A 14,176-nucleotide genomic window follows, 5' to 3' on the forward strand; every position below is an offset into this window, starting at 1 on the left:
ATGTGGGTTGACATCGGGTGGGGCCGCCCCTAATATTGCGTTGCCTCGCTTTACCGTGTGCTCGGGTGGCGGAATTGGTAGACGCGCACGCTTGAGGTGCGTGTAGCTTAGCTGTGTGGGTTCAAGTCCCATCCCGAGCACCAACAGTTCAGGGTCAGCGCCGAATGCCTTTCACGGGGATTCGGCGCTGGCTTTTGTGCGCTCAGGCGGTGGCGCTGCCCACCGGCAGCCACAGGTGATGCTCGGCCAGGGCGCGGCCTGCCCCGTCGCGGACGGCGTCGGGCTGCGTGCCCCAGACCCGGAAGCCGTGGCGTTCGTACAGGCGGTGGGCGGCGGCCTGCGTCTCGGTGACCGTCAGGTGGACGGAGGTCAGGCCGTCCCAGCCGCGCGCGTGGGCCAGGGCCGCCCGCACCAGCGCGTCGCCGCAGCCCTGGCTGCGTGCCCCTGGGGCCACGGACACGCCGAAGATGCTGGCCCGGTGCCGCAATCTGGGCATTGCTTCGCGGACCAGCGTCAGCAGGCCCACCAGTTCCCCGCCCACGAACGCACCGTAGGTCACCGACGTGTCCCGGGGCGTGAGCCGCTCGGCAACCGACTCCATCGTCCTGCCCTCAAACTCGGCGGCGGTGGTGAGGAAGGCGTCCGGGTCGCTGAGCAGGGCGGCCAGCCGGACCTCGCGGTAGACGGCGGCGTCCCCGGCGGTCAGCAGCCGGACCAGCCGTTCAGCCGACAACGCCCGCCCCCAGGATCACGGCCTCGGCGGGGGTGGCCCGCTTTTCAGCCGCCGTCCGGTCCCGCCAGTTCAGGACGTGGCCGCCCACGCGCACGTCGCGGATCAACTTCAGATCCAGGTCACGGATCAACCAGCCGCTCCCGTTCCATTCACCCTCGGCCACCACGCCGTCCTCGGGCAGATCGCCATCGGCGGGGGCGTAGATGGCGGCGCGGCCCACGGCGTCCTCCAGGGCGTAGGACCACGGCGCATCGGCGATCAGCGGGGCGTGGAGGGCGTAGCACTGTCCTTCCAGGGCACGGGCCATGCTGCCCACCCGCACGCGGGTAAAGCCGGCGCGGCTGCCGGTAAAGGACGGCACCAGCAGCAGTTCGGCGCCGCCCTCGGCCACCCGGCGGGCCAGGCCGGGGAACTCGCTGTCGTAGCAGGTGGCCACCCCGAACCGCAACGTGTCGCCCCCGCGCAGCGTCAGCGCGAAGACCCGCACGCCCGCGCCGGGCGCGATGTCCCACTCCTCGGCCTCGAAGCGGGTCATCAGCAATTTGTCCTGCCACGCGTGCGTGCCGTCCGGTGCGAAGACGTGGGCGCGGTTGACGTACCCGCCTGCCCCGGCCACCGGAAAGCTGCCCGCCACGATGCACAGCGCGTGCTGCCGCGCCAGCCGGGCATGCAGCGCCAGAAATTCGGGCAGCAACGCTTGCAGCGCGGGCCGCATGCCCAGCACGTCGTGGTGCAGCCCCGGCGGCAGCAGCGCCACCAGTTCCAGCGCCGCGTACTCGGGAAAGACCAGCAGCTCCGCGCCGGCCCCCGCCGCCTCCGCCACCCAGGCGCTGACCTTGGCCTCGTAGGCCGCCCAGTCCGCCAGAAAATCCACGCCATACGCCGCCGCTGCCACCCGCACCACCGTCATGCCCGCAGTCTAGGGCAGGTCAGCGCCGCGCCCGGTGCATCTCCTCTCAATGCGCACTGGCCCATCAATGCGCTCTGGCCCGCCGCCCGGTCAATCCGGCGGTGGACTGCCCCAGGCTGTCGGCTGCCTGCCCGGTCCCCGTGCCCGCCGCGATGGTCCCGGGAGAGAAGACGCACCACAGGGTCACGTCGGTGAAGGGACCGTCGGTGGTCATCAGTGTGGCGCTACCCTGGGCACACAATGGACCCCCTCCTGCCCGGTGCGTACCGCGAACAGCTGTGGACGGCCCTGATGCGGGCGCGGGCCTGCGCCTACCCGCTGCCGCCACACGGCCGCCACCCCAATTTCATCGGCGCCCGGCAGGCGGCCGCGCAGCTGCTCGCGCACCCGCAGGTCGCGGGGCTGGGCACGCTGATCGTCGGTCCCGAACGGGCGCTGTACCCGCTGCGGAAGCTGGCGCTGCAGGCGGGCATGACGCTGTACGTGCCGAACCAGAAGAAAGAGGCCCGCGCCGGGCAGCTGTGGTACTGGCGCCTGCGGGACCCGGCCGGCGCCCGCCTGAGCGCCATGCCGCGCGTGGGCGAGCCGGCCCTGTCGCTGCCCGGCCGCCTGACCCTGGAGGGCGCGCAGGCCGCCGTGCTGGCCAGCGTGGCGGTGGGCTGGGACGGCGCGCGGCTGGGCAAGGGCTTCGGCTGGGGAGCGCGCGGCCTGGGCCTGGGCCTGCCGGAATACACGCTGGCGCATCCGCTGATGCTGAGCCCCACGCTGCCCTGCCCCGCCGACTCCCGCGTGGTCCTGATCGGCACGCCGGACGCGGTGCTGGAAGTTTCCGGTTCCCCGTTCCCGGCCAGCTGAGCGCCCGGTGGGAACCCCCCGGCCCCAAACCGCGTACCCTGACCCATGACCAAGCCAAACACCCCCAACGTTCTTGTACCTGCCCTGATCACGGTGGCAGGCGTGGGCCTGGCCGCCGGGGCCGCCTACCTGGCCCGCCAGCGCAAGGGCGAGGTCAAGGACTTCGTGGTCTCGCGCGTGCTGGAAGCCCCCGCCGGGCGCAGCAGCTACACCGATCTGGGCCAGGGCCTGGAACGCGGCGGCACCGCCCTGGCCGGACGCGCCGCGCGGGCCGCCGACACCCCGGCCAACCGCGAGGTGCTGGCCCACATCATCGGCATCGAGCGCTGGGGCCAGGACCGGCTGCGGGCGGCGCTGGGCCGCGCGACCTACCAGTCCGACACCTACCACGCCTACCGCCCCGCGCCGGACGCCAGCCTGACGGACCTGCGGGACCTGCTGTCTCAGACCCGTTCCGGCACCGTCGATCTGGCCCGGCAGCTGCACGCCAACCCGCCGGAGGACGGCGATACCGTGAACCACAACGGCCTGGGGCCGCTGACCGCCAAGGCGTGGCTGCGCTACCTGACCCAGCACGCGGACCTGGAAAGCCGCCGGCTGCGCGGCGCGAAGGAGGAGGCCAGAGAGGGACAGGAGGTCATGCCCGAAGCGGCGCCGTCCTGACCTGTGGGGGCCGCCTCTGGTTTTCAGGTCCGCGCAGAAAACTGTAAGACCCCCGCCGCTAGGCTGAGCCCCAGATGAGTGTTCTGAACAGCGTTTTGGCTGCGATTGTCAAGGACCGGGCCAGCGACATCCACCTGCGGGTGGGCAGCGCGCCGGCAGGGCGTGTGGGGGGTCTGATCAAGCGCTACGGCGAGAGCCGCCTGTCGCCCGATCACGTCGCGGACTTCGCCCGCGAGATGATGACGCCCGCCATGTGGGACCACTTCCAGACAACCCGCGAGGCGGATTTTGCCTACGGCGTCGCCGGGGTGGCGCGCTTCCGGGTCAACGCCTACTTCCAGCGCGGCACGGTGGGCCTGATCATGCGCGTGATCGAGGACAAGCCCATTCCCACCTTCGAGCAGCTGGGCCTGCCGCAGGACACCTTCACGGCGCTCACCGAGCATGAGCGCGGTCTGGTGCTGGTCACCGGCCCCACCGGTAGCGGCAAGACCACCACGCTGGCCAGCATGATTGACCACATCAACGCCACCCAGCCGGTCAACATCGTGACCCTGGAAGACCCGGTCGAGGTGCTGCACCGCGACCGCATGGCTATGATCAGCCAGCGCGAACTGGGCCTCGACACCCTGAGCTTCACGGCGGGCCTGCGCGCCAGCATGCGCCAGGACCCCGACATCATCCTGATCGGCGAGATGCGCGACAAGGAAACGGTCGAGGCGGCCCTGAGCGCCGCGCAGACCGGACACCTGGTCTTTTCCACGCTGCACACCCAGGACGCGGTGCGGACCGTCAACCGCATCATTGATTTCTTCGCCCCGCACGAGCGCCTGCAGGTGCGCCGCAGCCTGTCGGAGTCCATGGTGGGCATCGTCAGCCAGCGCCTGCTGCCGCGCGTGGACGGGGGCCGGGTGCTGGGGCTGGAGATTCTGCTGGGCACGCCCACCATCCGCGAGTGCATCAAGGACCCCGAGCGCACCGAGGAGATCAAGCAGGCGCTGATCGAGGGCAGCGCGCACGGCATGCACACCTTCGATCAGCACCTGGCCGCGCTGGTCCAGGACGGTCAGATCAGCGCCGAGGACGCCATGGCCACCGCCACCAGCCCGCACGAGCTCAAGCTGTTCATGATGCGCCACCAGTTCGCGTCCTGAGCGGCGCTGACCCGGAAGGGGACCCGGCAGCCTAGACTCTGCCCCATGGTCATCAAGTACGGCGGCAACGCCATGAAAAGCCTGGAACTGCGCCGCGCCGTGGCGGCCGAGATCGCCGCGCTGCGCGGGGAGCACCTGCCGGTGGTGGTTCACGGCGGCGGGCCCTTCATCGAGCGCGAACTGACGGCGCGTGGACTGCTCAGCACCTTCAAAGGTGGACTGCGCGTCACGCCGCCGGAACTGATGGACGTCGTGGAGATGGCGCTGTGCGCGCTGAACAAGCGCCTCAGTCAGGACGTGGGGGGGGCGGTGGGGCTGATGGGCCGCGACAGCGATCTGCTGCGCGCCGAGACGTTCGATCCCGCGCTGGGGCGGGTGGGCCGCGTGACCGGGGTGAACGCCGACCTGCTGCGGACCCTGCTGGGCGCGGGCCTGACCCCGGTCCTGGGCTGCGTTGCCGTGGGGCCGGACGGCGAGGCGCTGAACGTCAACGCCGACACCGCCGCCGGCGCGGTGGCCGGGGCACTGGGGGTGGGCATCGTGTTCCTGACGGACGTGGACGGGGTGTACCGCGACTACCCCGATCCGGACAGCCGCGCCGCCCACCTGAGCCGCGCCGAGGCCGAGGTCGGCATCGCCCAGGGCTGGATTGCCGGGGGCATGATTCCCAAGGTCCGCGCGGCGCTGGACGCCCTGCAACGCGGCGCGCCGTTTGCCACGGTGGCCAGCGGCATGACGGCGGGCGTGCTGGCGGCAGCCGCGCGCGGCGAGGCCGGGACGCGCCTCACGCCGTGAGCCTCCGGGTGTGCGGCCAGGGGGACCGTTTGTAAAAAATCTCTCGTTCCCGGCCGCAGGGCTTAGACTGCGGGAGCCACACTCCGGGCAGAGGGGGCGAGTGGGACCGTGCCGGAACTCGAGATTCAGCTGCTGGGCGGCTTTCACCTGGTCCACCGCGGGCAGCCCCTGACCACCCTGAGCGCCCCACGTCAGCAGGCGCTGCTGGCGTGGCTGCTGCTGCATCCAGACGGTCCCCAGCCGCGCCGGCAGATCGCTGGGGCCCTGTGGCCTGACTCGGGCGAGGCGCAGGCGCTGACCAACCTGCGCCGCGAACTGCACCACCTGCGGCGTGGCCTGCCCGGCGCCGGGCGGTACCTGGACATCACGGGGCAGACCCTGCGCTGGCGCCACGACGCGCCCTGCGCCCTGGACGTCCGGGACTTCCAGCAGGCCCTGGAGGCCGGCCCGGCTGGTCTGGAACGGGCTGCGGCGCTGTACCGGGGCGAGCTGCTGTACGCGGCGGAAGACGGGTGGCTGGAGGGTCACCGCCAGGCGCTGCACGGACAGGCCGTGGCGGTGCTGGAGCAGCTGGCCGCGCAGCTGGAGCACGCCGGCGAGGGCACGCGGGCGCTGCAGGTGCTGGAGCGGCTTCTGACCCTGGAGCCGCTGCGCGAGACGGCCTACGCGCAGCTGATGCGGCTGCAGCTGGCCGGGGGCAACGCGGCGGCGGCGCGGCAGACCTATGGCCGCTGCGCGGCGCTGCTGCAGGCCGAGCTGGGCGTGCGCCCCGGCCCGGTGGTGGAGGCGGAGTACGCGGCCTTGCAGGGCGGCGCGGCGGGTCCGCCCCCACCACCTGCCGGCGAACGGCCGCTGATTGGCCGCCGCGCGGAATGGCAGCAGCTTCTGCGGGTGTGGCGCGGGGCTGCGGCCGGCACCTCGCAGGTCCTGCTGATCGCCGGCGAGGCGGGCATCGGCAAGACGCGGCTGGCCGACGCCCTGCTGGCGCTGGCGGCCTCACAGGGGGCGGTGGCGGCCCGCACCCGCTGCTACGCCGCCGAGGGCCGGCTGGCCTACGCGCCCATCGGCGAGTGGCTGCGCAGTCCGGCGCTGCAGGCGGGCCTGACCCAGCTGGGTGAGCCGTGGCGGGGCGAACTGGCGCGGCTGCTGCCTGAACTGGCGCCGCCACAGGCCGTGCCGGTGCCCGAGTTGCCCAGCCAGGGCTGGCAGCGCCAGCGGCTGTTCGAGGCGCTGGCCCGCGCCTTTCTGGTGGGCGGCAGGCCGACGCTGCTGCTGCTCGACGACCTGCAGTGGTGCGACCGCGACACGCTGGAGTGGCTGCACTACCTGCTGCGCTTTGCCCCCGCCGCGCCGCTGCTGCTGCTGTGCACCCTGCGCCGCGAGGACCTGGCCGTCCGCCCGGCGGTGCAGGCCTTCTTGCGGGACCACCAGCAGCGCGGACTGCTGGAGCGCACCGAACTCGGGCCGCTGGGGGCCGCCGAGACGGCGGCGCTTGCCGTGTCGGTCTCGGCGGAGGCGCTGTCCCCACAGGCGCAGGCGCAGCTGTTCGAGGCCACCGAGGGCCAGCCGCTGTTTGTGGTCGAGGCGGTGCGGGCCGGCCTGACCGTCAACGCCGGGGACGGCTCACTGGTTTTCCCGCCGTCTGCGCGGGTGCAGGCCATCATCGCCGCGCGGCTTGGGCAGCTGTCCGGCCCCGCGCGCGATGTCGCGCAGCTGGCCGCCACCATCGGGCGGGCCTTTGCCTTCGACGTGCTGCGCGAGGCCAGCGATCTGGAAGAGGGCGCGCTGGTGGCGGCGCTGGACGAGTTGTGGCAGCGTGCGGTGGTGCGCGAACAGCCCGGTTCCGGCGGCACCTACGACTTCACGCACGACCGGCTGCGCGAGGGCGCCGCCCAGGGGCTCAGCCCGGCCCGCCGGCGGCTGCTGCACCGGCGGGTGGCCCAGGCGCTGGAACTGCGGCACGCGCCGGACCTGGGCGGCGTGGCGGCCCAGCTGGCCGCCCACCACGAACAGGCCGGGCAGCCGGAGCAGGCGGTCACGTTTGCCCTGCGGGCAGCGCAGCGGGCCAACGCGGTCTCGGCCAGCCAGCAGGCCATCGTCCTGGCCGGGCGGGCGCTGCAGCAGCTCCGGCAGCTTCCGCCCGGCGCGGGCCGGGACCGGCACGAACTCGGCGCCCACACCAGCCTGGCCGCGGCCTTTACCGCCCTGAAAGGCTTCGCCTCTCCTGAGCTGGAAGGCGCCCTGAACCACGCCCTGGGGCTGGCGGAGAAACTGGGCGACGAGGGGGCGGTTATCGCCAGCCTGTGGGGCCTGTATGCGCTGCACCTCGTCCGGGGCAACGTGGCCCTGTCGCGCCGGCTGGCCGAGCGGGCGCTGGCCCTGGCCGGGAACCACGGCGGGCGGCTGACCGACTGCCATCAGGCGCTGGGCGGCGTGGACCAGATCGAGGGCCGGCTGGTCAGCGCCGCCCAGCACTTCGGCATTGCCAACCGGCTGTACCACCAGAACGGCCAGCGCCGGGTCCTGTTCGGGGCGGACGTGGGGGCCTTCAGCCTGTCCTGGGGGGCGCACGGCCTGTGGCTTCAGGGCGACGTCGGGCAGGCGCGGGAACATGTGGCGCGGGCCGCCGCCATTGCCGCGGAGCTGGACCATCCCTTCACGGTGATGCAGACCGTGGCCTACCGCGCCATCTCGCAGCAGCTGGAGCGCGATCTGGACGCCGCCTGGGCCAGTGCCGAGGCGGCGGTGGCCGGCTGCCAGCACCACAACATCGCGTACTACCACGAGTGGGGCATGATCGTGGGCGGCTGGGTCCTGGCGCAGCGCGGCGAGGGGCAGGCCGGTCTGGCCCGCATCCAGCGGGGCCTGGAGGCGCTGCGTCAGCAGGACGCGGCGCTGCGCCGGCCGTACTACCTGGCGCTGCTGGCCGAGACGCAGCTGCACCTCGGGCAACCGGAAGCGGCGCGGGCCACGCTGGACAGCGCCCAGGCCATGGTGGGCCAGAACGGAGAGGTGTGGTACCTGCCTGAACTGTACCGGCTGCGTGGCCTGACCCGCCCGCCAGAGGCCGAGGTCTGGTTCCGGCGCGCCCACGCGCTGGCCCAGAAGCAGGGCAGCCGCTCGCTGGAGCTGCGCGCAGTGACCAGCCTGGCAGGGCACCTGCACCTGCAGGGCCGGTCCCCGGAGGCCGCCGCGGTGCTGGACCCGGTTCAGGCCGCCTTCCCCGAACGGCTGGTGACGCCCGACCTGGGCGCGGCGCGGGCGCTGCTGCAGCGGCTGTCCTGACGGCCTGGGCCGCCTCTGAACGCTGAGGTCCAGCGCCCGAACGCCCGGGCGAACGGCGGGCGAACGGCGCGAAGTCTAACCTCGCTTCACGGAAACCCAGAAGAGCGGGAGTGACAGACCACACGAGACCGGCACGCTCTTCCGGCGGGGTTGCTTTCAGCTTCCGCCCCCTCCGTCCCAGGAGTTGATTGCCATGCCTGTTCCCCGCTTGACTGCGCTCACCCTGCTCTCGCTGACCGCCGGCGCCGCCCTGCTGTCTCTGGGCCTCGCCGCCACCGCACCGGTCAACGCCGACGCGCTGAAGTGGGGAGATGCACCTCCCTTCCTGCCGCCGGGCGCACAGCTCGCGGTGCTGGACGGCGACCCCAGCAAGGCCGTAAGGATCACGCTGCGCCTCAAGATGCCTGCCGGCTACCAGATTCTGGCGCACTGGCACCCCACCCAGGAGGACGTCACCGTGCTGTCCGGCAGCGTGTACGTGGGCATGGGTGACGTGCTGGCCAAGACCGGCGGCACCCTGCTGAAACCCGGCGGCTTCGTGGCCCTGGGCGCCAGGATGAACCATTACGCGTGGACCGACGAGGCCACGGAGTTGCAGATTCACATGGACGGCCCCTTCGAGATTACCTATGTCGACGCGGCTCTTGATCCGAGAGACAAGAAATAACGTCCCTGACCGCTGACTCCCCCTCGCTCCGAGGGGGGTGGCGGCATTCGACCAAAGGAAGTGTGTCATGACCACCATGCCCAGCAGTCCAGCTCTTTCCAATCTTCCAGTCCAGGACGCAGTGATCGCTCTGCGGGCCTCCCTGCGCGGCGAGGTCATTCAGCCCGAGGATGAACGCTACGACGATCTTCGGGCACTCTACAACGGCATGATCGACCGGCACCCGGCGCTGATCGTGCGCTGCACCGACGTGGCTGACGTGCAGGCGGCCCTGAAGTTTGCCGCCGAACACGCACTGAGACTCGCCATTCGTGGCGGCGGCCACAACGGCGGCGGCCTGGGCAGCGTCGACGGCGGCCTGGTCATCGACCTGGGGCCGATGCACGGCGTGCGGGTCGATCCTGCCGAGCGCACCGTGCGGGTGGAGGGCGGCGCGACCTGGGGGCAAGTGGACCACGCCACGCACCCCTTCGGGCTGGCCGTGCCGTCAGGCATCATCTCCACCACCGGGGTGGGCGGCCTGACGCTGGGCGGGGGGCTGGGCCACCTGACCCGCAAGTACGGCCTGACCATCGACAACCTGCTGGAAGCCGACGTGGTGCTGGCCGACGGGCAGCTCGTGACCGCCAGCGCGGAGCAGCATCCCGACCTGTTCTGGGCGCTGCGCGGGGGCGGCGGCAACTTCGGCGTGGTCACCTCGTTCCTGTTCCGGGGCCAGCCGGTGGACACCGTCGTCGGTGGGCCGACCCTGTGGACGCTGGAGCAGGCCCCCGAGGTGATGCGCTGGTACCGCGAATTCATCGTGAACGCCCCCGAGGACCTCAACGGCTTCTTCGCTTTCCTGACCGTGCCGCCCGCGCCGCCGTTCCCCGAGGCGCTGCACCTGCAGAAGATGTGCGGGGTGGTGTGGTGCTACACCGGGCCGCAGGAGAAGGCCGAGGAGGTCTTCGCGCCCATCCGCGACTTCGGGCCGCCGGCGCTCCACGGCATTCATGACATGCCGTTTCCCGCCCTGCAAAGTGCCTTTGACGGCCTGTACCCGCCCGGACACCAGTGGTACTGGCGCGCGGATTTCGTCAAAGAGCTGAGTGACGAGGCCATCGCCACGCACGTCGAGCACGCCCGGACCCTGCCGACCATGCAGTGCACCATGCACCTGTACCCGCTGGACGGCGCTGCCCACCGCGTGGGCCCGCAGGACACCGCCTGGAGCTACCGCGACGCCACCTGGGGCGAGGTGATTGTCGGCGTCGATCCCGATCCGGCCAACGCGGGCACCATCAAGGACTGGTGCGTGAACTACTGGGAAGCGGTGCATCCCCACTCGATGGGCGGCGCCTACGTCAACATGATGATGGACGAGGGCCAGGACCGGGTCCGGGCGGCGTACCGCGACAACTATGACCGGCTGCGGCAGGTCAAGGCCCGCTATGACCCGGACAATGTCTTTAACGTCAACCAGAACATCCGGGCAGATTGACCCGCCCGCGCTCTTCCCCCGGCCAGAAGGTCGGGGGCCTCTTCCCGGCCTGCCGTCCCTACCGCGTCACGCTGAATACCAGCGTGTCGCGCAGCTGCGCCGGATCGTCGGCGGCCACCGCGTTGTGGCGCAGGGTGGCGTCCAGGGCGTAGCCCAGTGCCCGGGGAATGCGGGCGCTGCGTGCGTTGGCACTGTCGCAGCGGATCTCGATGCGGCGCAGCCCCAGGGTGTCCAGGCCGAAGGTGGTCAGCGCCCCGGCCACCTCCTGCGCGTGGCCGTGGCCGGTGTGGGGGGTGGCGATCCAGTACCCGATCTCGCCCTTCGGCACGCGCCAGTCCAGGGCGTGAAAGCCGCTGCTGCCGATCAGTTCCCGGCCATCTGGAGTCCAGACCAGCAGACGCAGTTCCTCGCGGGCGGCATAGCGTTCAGCGGCCCCGCGCAGGTTCTCAGCGGTTCCCGGCAGGTCCAGCGGTTCCTGCGCCCAGACCATCCAGGGCCGCAGTTCCGGCAGCGAGGCGTGGACAGCGGCGTGAACGGCCCCGGCGTCCCCAGGCCGGGGCGCACGCAGCAGCAGCCGGGGCGTGCGCAGTTCGCTGGGCACGTGGGGCGCGGTCATGGAATCAGGGCCTCGAGCTGTGCCAGCCGCCCGCGCAACGTCGCCGGGTCCGGGGCCACCAGATTGACGTGTCCCAGCTTGCGCCCGGCCCGCCAGGCCTTGTGGTACAGGTGCAGGTGCGTGCCCGGCAGCGCGTCGATGCCCGCCCAGTCCGGCTGCTGGTCCGGCTCCTGGCCCCCCGCCCCGATGATGTTGACCATCGCGCAGGGCAGCAGGGGCCGCCAGTCGGCCAGCGGCAGGCCCAGCACGGCGCGGACCTGGGCCTCGAACTGGCTGACGCCGCCGCCGTCCTGGGTCAGGTGGCCGCTGTTGTGGACGCGCGGGGCCACCTCGTTGACCAGCAGCCCGCCGTTCGCAAGCTGGAAGAACTCCAGCGTCATCAGGCCCTGCAACTCCCAGGCTGCGGCCACGCGCCCGGCCACCTCGCGGGCCCCGGCCTCGTGCGCGTCCCCCTCCAGGCACACGCTGGTGCGCAGGATGCCGTTCCGGTGGACATTCTCGATCAGCGGGCCGAACGCCACCGCGCCGTCCGGGCCCCGCGCCACGCTCAGGCTGACCTCGCGCTCAAAGTCGACCAGCCCTTCGAGCACGCACGGCACGTGGCCCATCTCCTGCCACGCGGCCCGCAGCCCGGCCCCGTCCGACACGCGGGCCTGCCCCCTGCCGTCGTAGCCCAGTTCGGAGGTCTTGAGGACGCCCCGCCCGCCCACCTGCGCCAGCGCGCCGTCCAGGTCGGCCCCGGTCTCGATGGCCACGAAGGGAGCCGTCTGCGCCCCGGCCTCGCGCAGGGCCCTCTTCTCGCGGACGCGGTGCTTGCTGCGTTCCAGCAGACTGCGTCCTGGCCGCACCGGCACCCGGCCTTCCAGCGCACCCAGAGCGGCGGCCGGGACGTTCTCGAACTCCAGGGTCACGGCGTCGCAGCCGGCCAGCCGGTCCAGTCCGGCCGCGTCGGTGTAGGGCGCGTGCAGGTGGGTAGCGCACAGCCGCGCCGGGGCCCCGGCGTCCGGCTCCAGCACCGTGACGCGCACGCCCAGCGGCAGGGCCGCCAGCGCCAGCATCTGCGCCAGCTGCCCGCCGCCGAGAATACCCAGGTGTGGGGAAGCAGGGGTCACTGCGCGCCTGCCTCGGGGTGGCCCTCAAAAAACGGCTCGTCCAGCACCGCCTGGGTCTGCTGGTGGCGAAAGGCGTCCAGATGCTGCCGGACCCCGTCGTCGCTGCCGGCGACCATGGCGGCGGCGAACAGCGCGGCATTCTTTGCCCCGGCTGGCCCGATGGCAAAGGTGGCCACCGGAATGCCGCCGGGCATCTGAACGATGCTCAGCAGGCTGTCCTGGCCGCTCAGGGCGCGCGACTGCACCGGCACGCCCAGTACCGGCACCCGCGTGAAGGCCGCCAGCATGCCCGGCAGGTGGGCCGCGCCGCCCGCCCCCGCGATGATGCAGGTGAAGTTCAGCCGCTGGGCCCGCGCCGCGTAACTGGCCAGCAGCTCCGGCGTGCGGTGGGCCGACAGCACCCGCACCTCGTAGGGCAATCCCAGCTGGGCCAACGTGTCCAACGCCGCCTCCATGGTCGCAAAATCGCTACGGCTGCCCATCACCACGCCCACGCGGGGGGCGGGCGGCGTCTGACTCACGGACGGTGTTTCACTCACGCCCTGCATGCTACCCGGACGCGCTAGCCTCTGGCCTGTGACGTCGCCCGATTACGACTGGCTGTACTCGCGCACCCGTGCAGGCCGGGCGCGGGGGCCGGCGGGCGCGCGGGCGCTGCTGGACGCCCTGGGCTCGCCGGACGCCCGCTTCCCGTCCGTCCGCGTGATCGGGACCAACGGCAAGGGCAGCACCTGCGCCATGCTGGAAGCGGGCCTGATGGCAGCGGGCGTCCGGACGGGGCGCTTTACCAGCCCGCACCTGCACGCCTACGAGGAACGCGTCCGGGTGGACGGGGTCAACCTTGATCCGGCCCGCACGGGCGCCTTTATCGGGTGGGCCAGGGCGCACGCCCCGGACGCCGCCTTCTTCGACCTGACCCTGGCACTGGCCTGTCAGGTGTTCGCCGGGGACGGAGTGGAGGTGGCCGTGATGGAGGCGGGCGTGGGCGGTCAGAGCGACGCCACCCACGCGCTGAAAAACGTCGTCGCCGTGGCCCTGACCAACGCGGACCTGGACCACACCGGCGTGCTGGGGGCGACGGTGGCCGCGATCGCCCGCGACAAGGCGGGGGCGGCCATGCGTGGCGTGCCGCTGCTGACCACCGCGACGGGGGAGGCGCTGGCGGTGGCGCGGATGGTGGCCCGGCAGCGGGGAGCGCCGCTGCTGACCCCGGCTGGCCATCCTGGACTGTTCGCCCTGCCCCACCCCCCCCGGCTGGCGGGTCCGCACCAGCACGCCAACGCCGCCCTGGCCGCCGCCACCCTGCGGACGCTGGACCACGGCAGCGGAGTTGAGGCCGCCCTGAACGCCCGCCATTCCGCCCGCCTGGAGCGGCTGGTGGTGGGGGACCGGACCGTGCTGCTGGACGGCGCGCACAACCCTCACGCTACCCGCGCGCTGGCGCTGGCGGTGCCGCAGGCCGACGTGCTGTTGTTCGGCAACCTGGCCCGCAAGGACACCGACGCCACGCTGGCCCCGCTGTTGCCGGTGGCCCCACTGCGGGTCTTTACCGCGCCCGGTGATCTGGCGACGCCGCCGCAGAACCTCGCGGCCCGTTACGGCGGTGAGGCCTGTCCCGACCCTGCCGGTGCGCTGACCCGCGCCCTGGCCCTGACGCCGCCGGGAGGCACGCTGCTGGTCACCGGCAGCCTGTATCTGGCGGCAGGCGTGCGGGCGCAGCTTGACAGGCCCTGAAGAGCTGCTATACTCCGCTCTGCTCTGGATCGTTAGCTCAATTGGTAGAGCAGCTGACTCTTAATCAGCGGGTTGTAGGTTCGATTCCTACACGATCCACCAGACAGAAACGATGTCCAGCACATCGTTTCTTTTCTTTTGCACACTAGTGAAAACCGACCCCGATCGGCAA

Annotated in this window: 14 protein-coding genes and 2 tRNA genes; 10 read left to right on the forward strand and 6 right to left on the reverse strand. The window is 72.1% G+C overall.

Annotated elements, in window-relative coordinates:
• The first annotated feature begins 59 nt into the window (after window positions 1-59).
• Window positions 60-143, forward strand: a tRNA-Leu gene (locus tag IEY31_RS05760).
• A gap of 59 nt (window positions 144-202) precedes the next feature.
• Here the strand turns inward: IEY31_RS05760 and IEY31_RS05765 are convergent.
• The 3 genes from IEY31_RS05765 to IEY31_RS05775 form a co-directional block, all read right to left on the reverse strand.
• Complete coding sequence (locus IEY31_RS05765) at window positions 203-733, reverse strand: GNAT family N-acetyltransferase (RefSeq protein ID WP_188969929.1); 531 nt, start codon at window positions 731-733, stop codon at window positions 203-205.
• Window positions 723-1,643: a carbon-nitrogen hydrolase family protein gene (locus IEY31_RS05770; RefSeq protein ID WP_188969931.1), complete on the reverse strand. Its 921-nt coding sequence runs from the start codon at window positions 1,641-1,643 to the stop codon at window positions 723-725. The genes IEY31_RS05765 and IEY31_RS05770 overlap by 11 nt, the downstream gene beginning before the upstream one ends.
• 64 nt (window positions 1,644-1,707) lie before the next feature.
• Window positions 1,708-1,857: a hypothetical protein gene (locus IEY31_RS05775; RefSeq protein WP_188969932.1), complete on the reverse strand. Its 150-nt coding sequence runs from the start codon at window positions 1,855-1,857 to the stop codon at window positions 1,708-1,710.
• Window positions 1,858-1,883: 26 nt separating this feature from the next.
• On the opposite strand from IEY31_RS05775, the gene IEY31_RS05780 reads away from it, so the two are divergent.
• The 7 genes from IEY31_RS05780 to IEY31_RS05810 all read left to right on the forward strand — a co-directional run bounded on the left by IEY31_RS05780 (window position 1,884) and on the right by IEY31_RS05810 (window position 10,542).
• Window positions 1,884-2,498, forward strand: coding sequence for a 5-formyltetrahydrofolate cyclo-ligase (locus tag IEY31_RS05780; RefSeq protein WP_188969934.1), 615 nt, complete (start codon window positions 1,884-1,886; stop codon window positions 2,496-2,498).
• A gap of 45 nt (window positions 2,499-2,543) precedes the next feature.
• Window positions 2,544-3,161: a maleylpyruvate isomerase N-terminal domain-containing protein gene (locus IEY31_RS05785; protein ID WP_188969936.1), complete on the forward strand. Its 618-nt coding sequence runs from the start codon at window positions 2,544-2,546 to the stop codon at window positions 3,159-3,161.
• Window positions 3,162-3,235: 74 nt separating this feature from the next.
• Entirely contained in the window at window positions 3,236-4,315 is a 1,080-nt protein-coding gene (locus IEY31_RS05790) for a PilT/PilU family type 4a pilus ATPase (RefSeq protein WP_188969938.1), read from the forward strand.
• Between the two features lie 45 nt (window positions 4,316-4,360).
• On the forward strand, window positions 4,361-5,110 hold the full coding sequence (argB, locus tag IEY31_RS05795) for an acetylglutamate kinase (protein ID WP_188969940.1): 750 nt from the start codon (window positions 4,361-4,363) through the stop codon (window positions 5,108-5,110).
• Between the two features lie 108 nt (window positions 5,111-5,218).
• Window positions 5,219-8,395, forward strand: coding sequence for an ATP-binding protein (locus tag IEY31_RS05800; protein ID WP_188969942.1), 3,177 nt, complete (start codon window positions 5,219-5,221; stop codon window positions 8,393-8,395).
• A 193-nt stretch (window positions 8,396-8,588) separates the two neighbouring features.
• Complete coding sequence (locus IEY31_RS05805) at window positions 8,589-9,062, forward strand: cupin domain-containing protein (RefSeq protein ID WP_229723353.1); 474 nt, start codon at window positions 8,589-8,591, stop codon at window positions 9,060-9,062.
• A 67-nt stretch (window positions 9,063-9,129) separates the two neighbouring features.
• Window positions 9,130-10,542 carry an FAD-binding oxidoreductase gene (locus IEY31_RS05810; RefSeq protein WP_188969944.1) on the forward strand — a complete coding sequence of 471 codons (1,413 nt, stop codon included), beginning with the start codon at window positions 9,130-9,132 and terminating at the stop codon, window positions 10,540-10,542.
• A gap of 58 nt (window positions 10,543-10,600) precedes the next feature.
• On the opposite strand, the gene IEY31_RS05815 is transcribed toward IEY31_RS05810, so the two are convergent.
• The 3 genes from IEY31_RS05815 to purE are packed head-to-tail and all read right to left on the reverse strand — an operon-like array spanning window position 10,601 to window position 12,764.
• On the reverse strand, window positions 10,601-11,158 hold the full coding sequence (locus tag IEY31_RS05815; protein ID WP_188969946.1) for a GNAT family N-acetyltransferase: 558 nt from the start codon (window positions 11,156-11,158) through the stop codon (window positions 10,601-10,603).
• Window positions 11,155-12,270: a 5-(carboxyamino)imidazole ribonucleotide synthase gene (gene purK, locus IEY31_RS05820; protein WP_188969948.1), complete on the reverse strand. Its 1,116-nt coding sequence runs from the start codon at window positions 12,268-12,270 to the stop codon at window positions 11,155-11,157. The genes IEY31_RS05815 and purK overlap by 4 nt, the downstream gene beginning before the upstream one ends.
• Window positions 12,267-12,764, reverse strand: a complete 498-nt coding sequence (purE, locus tag IEY31_RS05825) for a 5-(carboxyamino)imidazole ribonucleotide mutase (protein ID WP_268238926.1) — start codon at window positions 12,762-12,764, stop codon at window positions 12,267-12,269. Before purE ends, purK begins: the two co-directional genes overlap by 4 nt.
• A gap of 82 nt (window positions 12,765-12,846) precedes the next feature.
• On the opposite strand from purE, the gene IEY31_RS05830 reads away from it, so the two are divergent.
• Window positions 12,847-14,004, forward strand: coding sequence for a glutamate ligase domain-containing protein (locus tag IEY31_RS05830; protein WP_229723354.1), 1,158 nt, complete (start codon window positions 12,847-12,849; stop codon window positions 14,002-14,004).
• Window positions 14,005-14,030: 26 nt separating this feature from the next.
• A tRNA-Lys gene (locus IEY31_RS05835) sits at window positions 14,031-14,106 on the forward strand.
• Window positions 14,107-14,176 lie beyond the last annotated feature (70 nt).

It is taken from the genome of Deinococcus aerolatus, assembly GCF_014647055.1.
In the GTDB taxonomy this organism is placed as follows: domain Bacteria; phylum Deinococcota; class Deinococci; order Deinococcales; family Deinococcaceae; genus Deinococcus; species Deinococcus aerolatus.

Coding starts and splice junctions, on each gene's coding strand:
- IEY31_RS05770 (WP_188969931.1), bottom strand. CDS start 1,643: ATGACGGTGGTGCGGGTGGCAGCGGCGGCGTATGGCGTGGATTTTCTG.
- IEY31_RS05775 (WP_188969932.1), bottom strand. CDS start 1,857: ATGACCACCGACGGTCCCTTCACCGACGTGACCCTGTGGTGCGTCTTC.
- IEY31_RS05780 (WP_188969934.1), top strand. CDS start 1,884: ATGGACCCCCTCCTGCCCGGTGCGTACCGCGAACAGCTGTGGACGGCC.
- IEY31_RS05785 (WP_188969936.1), top strand. CDS start 2,544: ATGACCAAGCCAAACACCCCCAACGTTCTTGTACCTGCCCTGATCACG.
- IEY31_RS05790 (WP_188969938.1), top strand. CDS start 3,236: ATGAGTGTTCTGAACAGCGTTTTGGCTGCGATTGTCAAGGACCGGGCC.
- argB (WP_188969940.1), top strand. CDS start 4,361: ATGGTCATCAAGTACGGCGGCAACGCCATGAAAAGCCTGGAACTGCGC.
- IEY31_RS05805 (WP_229723353.1), top strand. CDS start 8,589: ATGCCTGTTCCCCGCTTGACTGCGCTCACCCTGCTCTCGCTGACCGCC.
- IEY31_RS05810 (WP_188969944.1), top strand. CDS start 9,130: ATGACCACCATGCCCAGCAGTCCAGCTCTTTCCAATCTTCCAGTCCAG.
- IEY31_RS05815 (WP_188969946.1), bottom strand. CDS start 11,158: ATGACCGCGCCCCACGTGCCCAGCGAACTGCGCACGCCCCGGCTGCTG.